We start from the raw sequence: 12,781 nt of genomic DNA, 5'->3' as shown, positions 1-12,781 counted from the left end.
ATCAGTCCCCGTTCCGGATTGTGATTGCGCGCCCCTCGCGCGACGAAGTGACGAGCGCATCGATCAGATCATGCACTTTCAGCGCCTCGCGCCCGGTCACGGACGGCGCCCGTCCCGCTTCGACCGCATCGGCAAAGTCCAAAATCAGGTCGCGGTGCCAGTCGAACGGAAACGCCATCGGGTCTGCGCCGCCGCCGGTGCCGCCGGCCGACTCGCCGAACGTCTCGGCACGCCCGTCACGCCATTGGACCGTCAGCGTCCCCGACCGCAGATGCGCCGAGCCCTTTTCGCAGTCGAGCGTGATGGACTCGGCCTCGCCCGGAAAGGCGGCTACCGTCGCCATGACCGAGCCCATCGCGCCGCTCTCAAAGCGCATTCCGCCGGCGACGAAATCCTCCGCCTCCATCCGGTGGAACGGCGTCGTGCCGGCCACCGCCTGCACGTCCGAAACCGGCCCGGCGATCGACAGCATCAGGTCCAGCGTGTGGATCGCCTGGGAGATGAGAACTCCGCCGCCGTCGCGCGCATAGGTGCCGCGGCCCGGCTCGTCGTAATAGCTCTGATCCCGCCACCAGGGCACATTGGCCCGCGCCAGGCCGATCGCGCCCAGATCGCCGGAAGCGACAAGCTTTGCAAGCACTTGCGAGGCTTGCCGGAATCGGTGCTGGAAGACGATGCCGAGTTCGACGCCGGCGGTTTCGCAGGTTTGAACGATGGCCCGCGCCGCTTCGCTTGTCCGCTCGACCGGTTTTTCCATCAGGATATGCTTGCCGGCTGTGGCGAACCGTTCGACCAGCTCGGTGCGCTGGTTGGGCGGCGTGATGACGATGACCGCCTTCACCTCCGGATCGTCCGCCAGCGCGTCGATCGATTCCGCTTCGGCAAAGCCATATTCGGCGCAAAAGGCGGCGCGCTTTTCCTCGGTGCGCGAATAGACGCCGCGCACGGTGACGCGATCCTCAAGGCTTTTCAGCGCCAGCGCATGCGGCTTGGCCGCCATGCCCGTGCCGATTACGCCGACACCAAACTTGGTCGATGTCATCCGGCCGCTCCACCATCTGCGTCGATGCCGTTGACGATCACCTTGCCCTCGGCATCGAAGACATGCAGCACCTCGCGTCGGAAACGCAGATGCACCATCTCGCCGCGGCCGACCGGGAACTGGCCAAGCTGGTGCACCGTGATCTGCGGCAGTCCCTCCGGCGTGCAGAAGAGATAGGTCTCCCCGCCCAGTTGCTCGGTCAGGTCGACCGGCGCCGATATGTCGGCGTCCCCTTCATCGACAATGTCCATATGCTCGGGCCGGATGCCGAAGGTGACGCCGTCGCCTGGCTCCACGCCCTCGATCGGCGGCAGCGAAATGCGTTGGCTGCCGGCGAGCAGCACAACACCGCCGTCCTCGCCCGCCTGGGCCACCGCTTCCATCAAATTCATGCGCGGCGAACCGATGAAGCCCGCCACGAACGTGTTTTTGGGCGTGTTGTAGAGTTCGAGCGGCGAGCCGGCCTGTTCGACCCGGCCCGCATTGAGGACGACGATCGTGTTGGCCAGCGTCATGGCTTCCACCTGGTCGTGCGTCACATAGATCATCGTGCCGCCGAGCTTGGCGTGCAGCGCCGCCAGTTCCTTGCGCATGGTGACACGCAGCTCGGCGTCGAGGTTCGACAGCGGCTCGTCGAACAAAAACGCCTTGGGATCGCGGACGATGGCCCGACCGATGGCCACGCGCTGGCGCTGGCCGCCCGACAAGGCCTTGGGCCGCCGCTGCAGATAGGGATCGATCTGCAGCAGCTTCGCTGCCTCGTGGACGCGGTTTTCGATTTCGGCGCGCGGCATGTTCGAGTTCTCGAGCCCGAACGCCATGTTCTTGTAGACCGTCATGTGCGGATAGAGCGCATAGGACTGGAACACCATGGCCAGCCCGCGCTCGGACGCTGGCACCGCATTGACCACATCGCCATCGATCACGACATCGCCGCCGGTGACCGGTTCGAGACCGGCGATGATCCGCAACAGGGTCGACTTGCCGCATCCCGACGGGCCGACGAAGACCACGAACTGGCCCGACTGCACATGCAGGTCGATGCCGTGGATCACCTCGACATCGCCATAGGCCTTCTTGACCTTGTTCAACTGGATTTCTGTCACCGGACCCCCGCTCTTTGTGTCGTTACCGGCTGCGCGCCATCGCCGCCAGGCGCGGTTCGGCGCGTTGCAGATGCATCGGCGGCAGCCCGGCGAGGATCTGCCGCACATCGTCGATCATCATGGCGCGGATGCGCGCATAGGACGCCTCCATCCCGCCGGCCAGATGCGCCGAAAAGAGCGCGTTGTCCGTCTGTCGCGCCGCGTCTTCCACCGGCACCGGCTCTTCGGGAAAGACATCGATGGCCACCCGCAGCCGGCCCCTTTGGGCCTCGCCAAGCAGCGCTTTGAAGTCCACCACTTCGGCGCGCGACGCCAGGATGACGCTGGCGTCTTCCGGGATCGCCGCCAGCCTCTCCGCGGTCAGAAAGCCTTCGTTCTCACTGGTCGCACCGGCCAGCAGGAAGACGAACCGGCTGGTCGGCAGCAGATCGTCGAGCGGCATCGGTTCAAGCCCCTCTCCCTCCAGAAAGGCGTCCGACAGGAACGGGTCGTGCACGGCGATCTGATCCGTGAAGGGCCGCAGCAGCGGCACGAGGGCGCGGCCCAGATTGCCGTAGCCGATCAGGCCGACCGGCGCGTTGAACAGCGAATAGGCCGTGCCGTTGCCGGCGATGCCGTAGCGCTCGGTCCCGGCTCTGAAATCCGCGTCCGCCGCAACCAGCCCGCGCGCCAGATTGATCGCCTGTCCGAGGCAGAACTCGGCAACGGCCGGTGCCATGGCGGGCGCCGCCGACAGCACATGGATGCCGCGCGCCTGCGCGTATCCATAATCGATGTTCGGCTCCCAGTTCGCCTTGACGTTGACGATCGCCTTGAGGTTCACCGCGCGGTCGAGCCGGGCGCGATCCATCGCCGTCTGGCCGATGATGACAGCGACCTCGTCCAAGATGCTCTCGACAAGTTCGTCCGGCGCACGCGATCCGAAATGGGTGACCAGCCGGCCCATGCCGCGCAACGCCTCCTCCGCGTCGTGCGTCAGCACCATCGCCTCGGTGCGCGGGAACGGGTCCATGAAGATCAGCGGGCGCATGACGGTCATTTCATGCCCGACGAAGCGATGCCGGTGGTGATGAAGCGCTGCAGGAAGGCGAACACGACCGTCACCGGGATCAGCGCCACAACGGTCATGGCCAGCACGAAGTGCCACTGGACGTTCAGTTCGCCCTGGAAGGCGTTCAGGCCGATCTGCAGCGTGTAGACTTCCGACCGGTTGAGCACGATCAGGGGCCAGAGGAAATCGTTCCAGCGCCACATCACCGAGAAGATGGCAAGCACCGCGATCGCCGGCAGCGACAGCGGCAGAACGATGCGCCAGTAGATCTGCCACTCGGACGCCTTGTCCATGCGCGCCGCCTCGATCAGGTCGCGCGGAATGGTCAGCATGTATTGCCGCAGCAGGAAGACGCCCGTCGGCGTCGCACAGCCCGGTATGATCACTGCCCACAGCGTGTTGACCATGCCAAGCTGCGTGACCACCAGATAGGTCGGCACCAGGATGATGGTGATCGGGATCATCAGCGTGCCGATGACGAACAGCATCACCGTGTTGCGCCCCCGGAACTCGTAGATCGCCAGCCCGTAGGCGGCCATCGAATTGATCAACAGCGTGATCAGCGTCGCCGCCGCCGTCACGATGACGGAATTGTTCAGATAGGTGAGGAAGTTGAAGGTCTCGAGCGGCTTTGTGTAATTCTCCCAAGCGACACGCATTTCGCGGATCGGTTCGCGGTCGTTGATCGACACCTGGATGCGCTCTCCGGGATTATCGGGATCGACCATCTGCGCCATGATGCCGACGCGCCGCACCTGCGCGAGTTCCTCCACCGTGCCGTCCTCCATGGTCACGCGGAACAGCGGCAGCGGCTCGTCATAGCCCTCGACCTCGACGGAGATCTGGCCGAGCGGCAGCAGCGTCGGCGGAAACTCCTGAAGCCCGGCCTGGGTCTTGAACGAGGAAAGCACCAGCCAGACGACCGGCCCGAACATCAGCGCCACGCCCAATGCCAGATAGATATAGGTGAAGACATCGGTCCAGTGCAGCCGGCCATTGCCGCGCGTCGCGGTCAGCAATGCGCCGAGCGTCCGGGTCGGTCTGGCAACGACGTCCGTCATCAGCCCTGATCCCTTCTGCGCACGACGGCAAGCTGGAGAAGCGTGAGCACGAACAAGACGACGCCGAGGACGACGGACGCGGCGGCGGCCAGCCCGAAATTCTGCACCTGGCTCGAAAAGCCGGTCGTGTAGATGTACTGGACGATGAACTGCGTCGCGGTGCCCGGGCCGCCGCCGGTCAGGACGAACACCTCGTCGAACACCTGCACGGACTTGATCAGCGCCAGGACGATGACCACCAGCATGTTCGGCCAAAGGAGCGGCAGCGTGATGCGCCAGAAAACGCGCTCGGGCTTGGTTCCGTCCATCTCCGCCGCTTCATAGAGGTCTGGCGGGATCGCCTGCAGGCCGGCGAGCAGGATCAGCGTGTAAAAGCCCATGTTCGCCCAGATCGACACGAAGATCGCCCAGAACATCGACCATTGCGGATCGACGAAGAACAGGATGCGATCGAGCCCCATGCCGACAAGGCCGGCATTGAGAACGCCGTCGCGCAGCAGGATCCACTTCCAGATCAGCGCCACGACCACCGGCGACAGCAGCACCGGGAAGAAGAAGGCCGCGCGGTAGAAGCCGCGATAGCGAATGTCGCGATTGAGTATGAGCGCCGTGATCAGCGAAAACAGCACCATCAGCGAGACCTGGAAGAACACGAACACCATCGTGTTGTAGATGCCGCGCCAGAACCGGTCCTCCCGGCATGTCGCCGGATCGAAATGGTTCGCGCAGGTCGCAAGGAACTCATACTGTTCGGCGCCGACATAGGGCCGGTCGGCGAGGAACAGGTTGGTGCCGCCGGTCACCGAAAAGGCGAAATTGATGAACAGCGGCAGGACGACGAACGTGCCGAAGAAGATCATGTTCGGCAGGATGAAGAAATAGGGCATCGCGCCGATGCCGAAAATCCGCTGCAGAAAGCGGAACGGCACATCGAGAACGGTCGCCAGCAGCTTGATCGGCCAGGCGGCCGCGGCCTTGGCGCGATCGGTCAGCGTGACCGGTTCGGACGGAGCGACATCATTGAGTGCCATGAAGCCGGTCACCTTTCAGCGCTGGCTGGCAGGGGTCCGGCGCGACCACATGGCCGCGCCGGATCGATAGCGCAAGGATGCAAGACGGCGATCAGCCGTCGCGTTCCTTCTCCGCGATCTGCTGGGCGACGTCCTGCTCCATGCGCTCATAGGCTTCGTCCAGCGTCAACTCGCCGACGATCGCCTCGCCGAGGCGCGAGATCAGCGCGTTGAACATGACGCGGTTGTTGACGTAGCCCTGAAGATCGAACGCGGNAGTCCACGCCGCCCTCGGCAAGGCCGAGATGGCCCGGAATGAACAGCGTGCGGCCGTAGAACTCGGCGAGCACCTCTTCGCTCGAAAGGTAATCCATCAGCTTGCCGACTTCCTCAGGATGCTCGGTGTCCTTGAGGGCGACGAGAGCGGCGCCGCCGGGCATGCCGGTGCAGGCTGCCGGACCGCACGGTGCGGGCACCGCCCACCAGTCGAACGCATCGCCGATCGTTTCGGCGAACTGCGGGATCTGCCACGAGCCGGACATGTACATGACGACCTGCGCGTTGGCGAATTCCTCGTTGGCGCCCAGATACTGGTTGCCCGAAACCGAGCCCCATAGCTCCTTCGGCATCGTGCCGTCCTGGTGCCAGTCATAGAGCTTCTGGGCCATCATCTTCAGCCCGTCATCGACCAGCGCCGGCTCGCCCTCGTCGGTGAACATCTTGGCGCCCATCGAGATCGCCGGCCCCGAAACACGGTGGCCGGAGCGGTCCCAGGCCATCGGATAGGCGATGTCGAGCGCTTCGGCCACCTGCCTGGATGCCGCTGCCCAATCGTCCCATGTGGCGCCCTCGCCGGGCAATTCGACACCGGCCTGCTCGAACAGGGTCTTGTTGACATAGGGCCCGGTCACGGTGAGCTGGGTCATGAAGCCGGCGATCGCGCTGTCATTGCCCGGCTCGCGCTTCCAGTTCAGGAACGGGCCGAAATTGGTCTCCCAATATCCGGGATCGGAGATGTAGGGCGTCAGGTCGAGATAGTATTGCGCAAGCCCGCCAAGGTCGGTGACGCGCGCAAGGTCCGTGCCCTCGCCGGCGGCAAGCTGCACCGGAAGGCTCTCGAGGATCGCCTTGTAGGGCACCGTGTCCAGAACGACGGTGATGTCCGGATTGGCCTCCTCGAACCGGTCGAGCAGATCGCGCATGACCTCGCCCTCATTGCCGTCATTGTACCAGGTGATCCGCAACTCGGTTTCGGCGAGGGCTGTGCCCGCCATCAGCGCCAGGGCGGCACTGCCCAGCACAAGCCTCTTTGCAAAACGTCCAGTCATTTATGTCTCCTCCCAAGGGTCATTCACGTACCAACGTTACTGGTATACTAGTATGGTCTCAAGGCACTCGCAAGCGCCTGTCGCCATCTTGAACCGGATCGTGGCCCGACGCCCCGCCGGTTTCAAGCACGGAATGGATATGGGCCCGCATGCGCGCCTCCGCCGCATCGGCTTCGCCCGCGGAAATCGCGTCGAGAACGGCCAGATGCTCCCGATAGGCCGCCATGGAGCGGCCCTTGATCGACGACATCAGCGCCAGACGCTGGCGGTCAACATGCGCCTTCATCGACTGGATCAGCCCCCACGCATTGGGGACGCCCGCCAGCCCGGCAAGCGCTGCGTGGAACGCTTCGTCATGGCGGAAAAACGTCATGTAGTCGTCATGTTCGGCAGCCCTGAACTGCGCCGCCAGAAGCGGTTCGAGACCGGTCAGATCGGCGCCGGTCTCGGCAAGGTGCCGGACGACGGCGCACTCGATGGCCGCCCGCACGAAGACCGCCTCGTTGAGCCGCGCTTCGTCCAGCGGCGCCACCACGGTGCCCACTTGCGGACGCACCTGCACCAGTCCCTCGCTGGCCAGGTTCTGGATCGCCGCGCGCACCGGCGTCCGGCTGACAGCGCACAGCCGCGCCGTCTCCGCCTCGGAGATTACCGCGCCCGGCGGAAGCCGGTTGTCGATAATGCGCGTTCGCAACATGTCATAGACCTGCGGCGCGATCGGTCGGCTCGTATCGATGGTGGCTTCGGCGAAGACCGAAGCCGGGTCGAACAGGGCGCGATAGGTTTCAGGCCGCGGCATGGTTCGCCTCCAGCGCCGTCATGATGCCGCGCAGTTCGGCCAGGCCCTTCAAGCGGCCGATCGCCGGATAGCCGGGCTGGCTGCCGCGCGCCGCATCGTCGAGGATCTCGTGGCCGTGGTCCGGGCGCATCGGAATCTCCCAATCGGCCCTGCCCTCGGCCTTGCGCCGCCGCTCCTCTTCCAGAAGCGCACCGATCACCGCCACCATGTCGGTGTCACCGGCCAGATGCTCGTCTTCGGCGAAACTGCATGGCACCGCGTCCGCTTCCCGCGTCACGTTGCGCAGATGGACGAAATGGATGCGGGGGCCGAATTCGCGCACAATGGCGGCGAGATCGTTGTCGGCCCGCGCGCCGAACGAACCGGTGCACAGCGTCAGCCCGATGGCCGGGCTCGGCACGGCATCGAAGACGTGGCGCACATCGTCCGCCGTCGACCAGACACGCGGCAGACCGAGCAACGGCCATGGCGGATCGTCGGGGTGGCAGCAAAGCCGTACGCCCTGGGTCTCGGCGACAGGCGCCATCGCCTCGAGGAAATCGACATGGTGACGGCGCAGCCGGCCGGCATCGATGCCGCGATAATCGGCGAGTTTCGCGCGCACATCGTCCAGCGTCCAATGCTCGGCCGCGCCGGGCAGCCCGGCGGTCACGTTGGCGGCCAGTTCGGCCTTGCGGTCGCCGCTCATCGCCGTGAAGCGCTCCGCCGCCGCGTCGATCACGGCGCGAGGGTAATCGTCGCGCGCGCCGACCCGACGCAGAATGTGCATGTCGAACGCGGCGAAATCGATCAGATCGAACACCATCGCGGCCCCGCCCGCCGCGGTCGGAGCGCGCAGATCCGTGCGGGTCCAGTCGAGCACCGGCATGAAATTGTAGCAGACGGTGCGGATGCCGCATGCCGCCAGATTGGCCATGCTCTCGGCATAGCGGTCCAGATCGCCGCGCCAGTCGCCGCTCTGCGTCTTGATCGCCTCGGAGACCGGCAGGCTCTCGACCACCTCCCAGGCGAGCCCGGTGGGCGGGCCGTCCGGATGCGCGGCCACCTCGCGCTGCCGCTGTTCGATCTCGGCAACCGGCCAGATCGCGCCCGGCGCGATATGATGCAGCGCCGTGACGATACCTTCGGCGCCGGCCTGCCGCGCATCGGCGAGCGTGACCTTATCGACCGGCCCGAACCAGCGCCATGTCTGCCGCATGACACGTCTCTCCCAATTGCGGAAACACTAGTATACCAGTAGCCTTGGACGCAACCGCTATTGCCCGCGAAGGGGCCCATGATGCCGATCACGCGCGACGAACTGCGCACGCTTTTGCGCCTGCCGCCGACGGACGCGGAACCCGCTCGCATCGGCGTGGACGACGAGACGGTGCGTAACGGCATCCGCCACCAGCGCGTCACGCTGCAAGGGACCGGTCCCGCCATTGCCGGAATTTTGCTGCTGCCCGCAACGGGCGGTGGGCGAGCCCCGGCCATCCTTTACTGCCACGCCCATGGCAACCGCTACGATATCGGCGCCGCCGAACTGGTGGACGGCCGACCCGCGCTTCAGGACCCGCCCTACGGGCCGCTGCTCGCGGAACGCGGATATGCGGTCCTGTGCATCGACATGTCCGGCTTCGGCAGCCGCCAACTCGACGGCACGGAAAGCGCGCTCGCCAAGGCCGCGCTGTGGCGCGGGCAGACCCTGTCCGGCGCAATGCTCGGCGATCTGACGGCGGCGCTTGATGCCCTGACCGCCCACCCGGCAGTCGATCCGGCCCGCATCGGCACGCTCGGCATCTCGATGGGCGCGACGCACGCCTATTGGCTCGCCGCGCTCGACGAGCGCATCGCCGCCTGCGCCCACATGTGCGCGTTCGCCGATATAGGTCCGCTGATCGACACCAATGCACACGATCTGCACGGCATCTACATGACCGTTCCGGGCCTGCTCGAAAATGGCGATATGGGCGATGTAGCGGCTCTGATCGCTCCCCGCCCGCAACTGGCCGCATCGGGCCTCAAAGACCCGCTCACGCCGCCCGTCGCCTTGAATCCGGCGCTCAGCCGATTGCGCCAAGCCTATGAAACGCAACGCGCTTCGGACCGACTCACTGTACTGACATCACCCGACACCGGCCATCAGGAAACGCCGGAGATGCGGGCGGCGGTGCTGACCTTTCTCGAAAACGCGCTCGGCGCCTGAGCCCTACTCCGCCGCCTCCCGCTGCACCGACGGATTGTTGGGGTGCTCGGTCCAGTTGCCATAGTCCGGATCGATCGGCTTGCCGGTGCGCGGATCGGTGCCGGAAATCTGTTCCATGGTGATGCAGTCATCCACCGGGCAGACATTGACGCACAGATTGCAGCCGACGCACTCCTCGTCGATCACCTCGAACTTGCGCACGCCATCGACCATGTTGGTGATCGCCTGGTGCGAAGTGTCCTCGCAGGCGATGTGGCACCGCCCGCAGGAGATGCACAGATCCTGGTTGATGCGCGCCTTGGTGACGTAGTTGAGGTTCAGATACTGCCAGTCGGTGACGTTGGGCACCGCCATGCCGCGGAAATCCTCGATCGTCGCATGGCCCTTTTCATCCATCCACGCTTCCAGCCCGGCGATCATCTCCTGGACGATCTTGAACCCGTAGGTCATCGCCGCCGTGCAGACCTGCACCGTGCCGCAGCCCAGCGCGATATATTCGGCTGCATCGCGCCATGTCTGGATACCGCCAATGCCCGAGATCGGCATGCCGTGCGTTTCGGGATGGCGCGCGATCTCCGAGACCATCGACAGCGCAATCGGTTTTACGGCAGGCCCGCAATAGCCGCCATGCGATCCCTTGCCGTCGATCGAGGGCACCGGCGAATAGCTGTCCAGATCGACCGAGACGATCGAATTGATCGTGTTGATCAGCGACACGGCGTCAGCGCCGCCGCGCTTGGCGGCTTCGGCCGGCTTGCGGATATCGGTGATGTTCGGCGTCAGCTTGACGATCACCGGCAGGTCGGAATGCTGCTTGCACCAGCGCGCGACCATCTCGATATATTCGGGCACCTGACCGACCGCCGAACCCATGCCGCGTTCGCTCATGCCGTGCGGGCAGCCGAAATTGAGTTCGACCGCATCGGCGCCGGTTTGTTCGACCGAAGCGAGGATGTTCTTCCAGGGCTCCTCCTCGCACGGCACCATCAGCGAAACGATCATCGCCCGATCGGGCCAGTTCTTCTTGACCGTCTCGATCTCGCGCAGATTGACCTCGAGATCGCGGTCGGTGATCAGTTCGATATTGTTGAGCCCCAGAAGCCGCCGGTCCGGACCCCAGATCGCGCCATAGCGCGGTCCGTTGACATTGACGACCGGCGGGCCGGCTTCGCCCAGCGTCTTCCAGACAACGCCGCCCCACCCCGCCTCGAAGGCACGCTCGACATTGTACTGCTTGTCGGTTGGCGGGGCCGAGGCCAGCCAGAACGGATTGGGCGACGAAACGCCGAGAAAGTTGGTGTGCAGATCAGCCATGGCTCATGCTCCTGCTTGGCGCGTGATGCGCAGTATCGGAAAAGACGACCTTGAAGCGCTCGCAGATCAGTTCGCGCTGCTCGTGCCACTCAAGGCCCAGCCCTTCGCAGACCGCGCGATAGTGCGCGCCGTTGCGGGCCTTCCATGTCTCCAGCGTGCGGTCCCATTCGCCATAATCATGGGCAAACATTGCATCGACCTCGCCGAACGGGGTTTGACTGACCTGCATTGTCTCGACGACGGCCCTGGGCCGGGCGTTGCCGTCGATCACGACGCTCAAGGCGCCCGGAAACGGGATTCCGATGTCGACAAGCTCTTCGGGAAGCGAGCTCGTTGCCGTCTTGATGCCGGACACGATGAGATCGGCCCCTCCGTCCGCGCTCTCGTCGGTATCGCCCACGCGAAAGACGTCGAACGGTTCAGAGCCCGCATCCGGATGGGCCGCGCGGAACCTCGACCAGAAACGTGAGACCTCCGCGTTCATCCTGTCAGCCGCTTGTGAATGCTGGCGGCGGCGATCTTGCCGTCTTCGACGGCGACCACCGTCAGGTCTTCGCCGCCGGCGATGCAGTCGCCGCCCGCCCAGACCTTGTCATGGCTCGTGCGCCGGTCGTCATCGGTGAAGATGCGCCCGCCCGACAGATCGAGCGAGACGCCGCCGAAGAGGCCCTCGACCGGCTTCTGGCCGATCGCCTTGAACACCTGGTCGGCGTCCAGCGTCACGGTCTCGCCGGTGCCGCTCAGCTTGCCGTTCATCGCCGTATATTCGAGCGTGATACCCGTGACCGCGCCATCATCGTTGCGCACGAGCGCCTGCGGCTGAAGCCAGTGGCGGATCGTCACGCCATGCGTCTGCGCCACCTCCTGCTCGTACTGCGAGGCGTTCATCTGTTCGGGTCCGCGCCGGTAGCAGATCGTCACCGTCTCGGCCCCGAGAAGCTTGGTCTGCACCGCGACATCGATCGCCGTCATGCCGCCGCCGATGACGACGATGTTGCGGCCGACCGGCAGCGCCGACAGATCGTCGGTCTGGCGCAGCTTCTCGATATAGGCGACGGCATCGATGCAATTGTCCGCATCGTCGCCTTCGAGGCCCAGATCGTTGACCCCGGGCAGGCCCATGCCCAGGAACACCGCGTCATGGCCCGCCACCAGATCGTCCAGCGTTACGTCGCGGCCGAGCGCCATGCCGTTCCTGATCGCGATTCCGCCAATCCCGGTAATGAAATCCACTTCGCGCTGGGCAAAATTCTCCGTCGTCTTGTAGGCGGCGATGCCGTGCTCGTTCAGCCCGCCGGCCTTCTCGCGCGCCTCGAAGATGGTGACGTCGTGGCCGTGGCGGGCGAGCGCATGCGCGCAGGACAGGCCCGCCGGCCCGGCGCCGACAATCGCCACCGATTTGCCCGTCGGCGCGGCGCGCTCATAGGGGTGCTGCTCGGCCGTTTCCAGGAAATGATCGGTCGCGTAGCGCTGCAAAAGGCCGATCTTGACCGGCTTGCCCTCGGCCACCTCGCGCACGCACACTTCTTCGCACAGCGTCTCGGTCGGGCAGACGCGGGCGCACATGCCGCCCAGAATATTCTGGTCGAAGATCGTCCTGGCCGCGCCATTGGCGTTGCCGGTCGAGATCTGCCGGATGAACATCGGAATGTCGATCGATGTCGGGCATGCGGTCTGGCACGGCGCGTCATAGCAGAAATAGCAGCGGTCGGCCTCGACAACCGCCTCATGCCGGTCGAGCGGTTCGTGCAGATCGTCGAAATTGTCGGCGTACTGATCGGCCGGCAGACGCCCGGCCTGAATGTCCGGTGAAACACGGTTTGGCGCCATCGCGCGGTCTCCCTCCGAGAACCCGAATTGTCGACGGCTCTTGGCGGCCGCT

The 12,781-nt window shown here is 65.2% G+C and carries 11 protein-coding genes and 1 pseudogene; 1 reads left to right on the top strand and 11 read right to left on the bottom strand.

Features of this window, described 5'->3' with window-relative positions:
• Position 1: 1 nt before the first annotated feature.
• The 8 genes and pseudogenes from DEM25_RS16585 to uxuA form a co-directional block, all read right to left on the bottom strand.
• Positions 2-1,042, bottom strand: a complete 1,041-nt coding sequence (locus DEM25_RS16585) for a Gfo/Idh/MocA family protein (protein WP_109768418.1) — start codon at positions 1,040-1,042, stop codon at positions 2-4.
• The gene (locus tag DEM25_RS16580; RefSeq protein ID WP_306049477.1) at positions 1,039-2,148 is read right to left on the bottom strand and encodes an ABC transporter ATP-binding protein; all 1,110 of its coding nucleotides are present in this window, start codon (positions 2,146-2,148) and stop codon (positions 1,039-1,041) included. Before DEM25_RS16580 ends, DEM25_RS16585 begins: the two co-directional genes overlap by 4 nt.
• 22 nt (positions 2,149-2,170) lie before the next feature.
• Positions 2,171-3,187, bottom strand: a complete 1,017-nt coding sequence (locus DEM25_RS16575; protein ID WP_109768420.1) for an NAD(P)-dependent oxidoreductase — start codon at positions 3,185-3,187, stop codon at positions 2,171-2,173.
• Entirely contained in the window at positions 3,184-4,260 is a 1,077-nt protein-coding gene (locus DEM25_RS16570) for a carbohydrate ABC transporter permease (RefSeq protein ID WP_109768421.1), read from the bottom strand. Before DEM25_RS16570 ends, DEM25_RS16575 begins: the two co-directional genes overlap by 4 nt.
• Positions 4,260-5,291: a carbohydrate ABC transporter permease gene (locus DEM25_RS16565; protein WP_109768422.1), complete on the bottom strand. Its 1,032-nt coding sequence runs from the start codon at positions 5,289-5,291 to the stop codon at positions 4,260-4,262. The genes DEM25_RS16570 and DEM25_RS16565 overlap by 1 nt, the downstream gene beginning before the upstream one ends.
• 91 nt (positions 5,292-5,382) lie before the next feature.
• Positions 5,383-6,598 (bottom strand): annotated as a pseudogene (locus tag DEM25_RS16560) (ABC transporter substrate-binding protein).
• Between the two features lie 58 nt (positions 6,599-6,656).
• The gene (locus DEM25_RS16555; protein ID WP_109768424.1) at positions 6,657-7,397 is read right to left on the bottom strand and encodes a GntR family transcriptional regulator; all 741 of its coding nucleotides are present in this window, start codon (positions 7,395-7,397) and stop codon (positions 6,657-6,659) included.
• Complete coding sequence (gene uxuA / locus DEM25_RS16550) at positions 7,384-8,595, bottom strand: mannonate dehydratase (protein ID WP_109768425.1); 1,212 nt, start codon at positions 8,593-8,595, stop codon at positions 7,384-7,386. The genes DEM25_RS16555 and uxuA overlap by 14 nt, the downstream gene beginning before the upstream one ends.
• An 81-nt stretch (positions 8,596-8,676) precedes the next feature.
• On the opposite strand from uxuA, the gene DEM25_RS16545 reads away from it, so the two are divergent.
• Positions 8,677-9,585 carry an alpha/beta hydrolase gene (locus tag DEM25_RS16545; protein ID WP_109768469.1) on the top strand — a complete coding sequence of 303 codons (909 nt, stop codon included), beginning with the start codon at positions 8,677-8,679 and terminating at the stop codon, positions 9,583-9,585.
• A 3-nt stretch (positions 9,586-9,588) separates the two neighbouring features.
• On the opposite strand, the gene preA is transcribed toward DEM25_RS16545, so the two are convergent.
• Genes preA through DEM25_RS16530 form a run of 3 tightly spaced genes read right to left on the bottom strand, consistent with a single transcriptional unit; the run spans position 9,589 to position 12,729 of the window.
• Positions 9,589-10,899, bottom strand: a complete 1,311-nt coding sequence (gene preA, locus DEM25_RS16540; protein WP_109768426.1) for an NAD-dependent dihydropyrimidine dehydrogenase subunit PreA — start codon at positions 10,897-10,899, stop codon at positions 9,589-9,591.
• Positions 10,892-11,383, bottom strand: a complete 492-nt coding sequence (locus tag DEM25_RS16535) for an ASCH domain-containing protein (protein WP_109768427.1) — start codon at positions 11,381-11,383, stop codon at positions 10,892-10,894. The genes preA and DEM25_RS16535 overlap by 8 nt, the downstream gene beginning before the upstream one ends.
• On the bottom strand, positions 11,380-12,729 hold the full coding sequence (locus DEM25_RS16530) for an NAD(P)-dependent oxidoreductase (RefSeq protein WP_109768428.1): 1,350 nt from the start codon (positions 12,727-12,729) through the stop codon (positions 11,380-11,382). The genes DEM25_RS16535 and DEM25_RS16530 overlap by 4 nt, the downstream gene beginning before the upstream one ends.
• Positions 12,730-12,781: the final 52 nt, after the last annotated feature.

The sequence above is a fragment of the Oceaniradius stylonematis genome, assembly GCF_003149475.2.
GTDB classification, from domain to species: Bacteria; Pseudomonadota; Alphaproteobacteria; order Rhizobiales; family Rhizobiaceae; genus Roseitalea; species Roseitalea stylonematis.
Note: the sequence above shows the minus strand (reverse complement) of the source record. Positions and strands in the feature narration are given on the sequence as shown.

Bases quoted from the DNA above. Each gene is read 5' to 3' on its own strand.
- DEM25_RS16530 (WP_109768428.1), bottom strand. From the start codon at position 12,729: ATGGCGCCAAACCGTGTTTCACCGGACATTCAGGCCGGGCGTCTGCCG.
- DEM25_RS16545 (WP_109768469.1), top strand. From the start codon at position 8,677: ATGCCGATCACGCGCGACGAACTGCGCACGCTTTTGCGCCTGCCGCCG.
- DEM25_RS16585 (WP_109768418.1), bottom strand. From the start codon at position 1,042: ATGACATCGACCAAGTTTGGTGTCGGCGTAATCGGCACGGGCATGGCG.
- DEM25_RS16565 (WP_109768422.1), bottom strand. From the start codon at position 5,291: ATGGCACTCAATGATGTCGCTCCGTCCGAACCGGTCACGCTGACCGAT.
- preA (WP_109768426.1), bottom strand. From the start codon at position 10,899: ATGGCTGATCTGCACACCAACTTTCTCGGCGTTTCGTCGCCCAATCCG.
- DEM25_RS16555 (WP_109768424.1), bottom strand. From the start codon at position 7,397: ATGCCGCGGCCTGAAACCTATCGCGCCCTGTTCGACCCGGCTTCGGTC.
- uxuA (WP_109768425.1), bottom strand. From the start codon at position 8,595: ATGCGGCAGACATGGCGCTGGTTCGGGCCGGTCGATAAGGTCACGCTC.
- DEM25_RS16575 (WP_109768420.1), bottom strand. From the start codon at position 3,187: ATGACCGTCATGCGCCCGCTGATCTTCATGGACCCGTTCCCGCGCACC.
- DEM25_RS16570 (WP_109768421.1), bottom strand. From the start codon at position 4,260: ATGACGGACGTCGTTGCCAGACCGACCCGGACGCTCGGCGCATTGCTG.
- DEM25_RS16535 (WP_109768427.1), bottom strand. From the start codon at position 11,383: ATGAACGCGGAGGTCTCACGTTTCTGGTCGAGGTTCCGCGCGGCCCAT.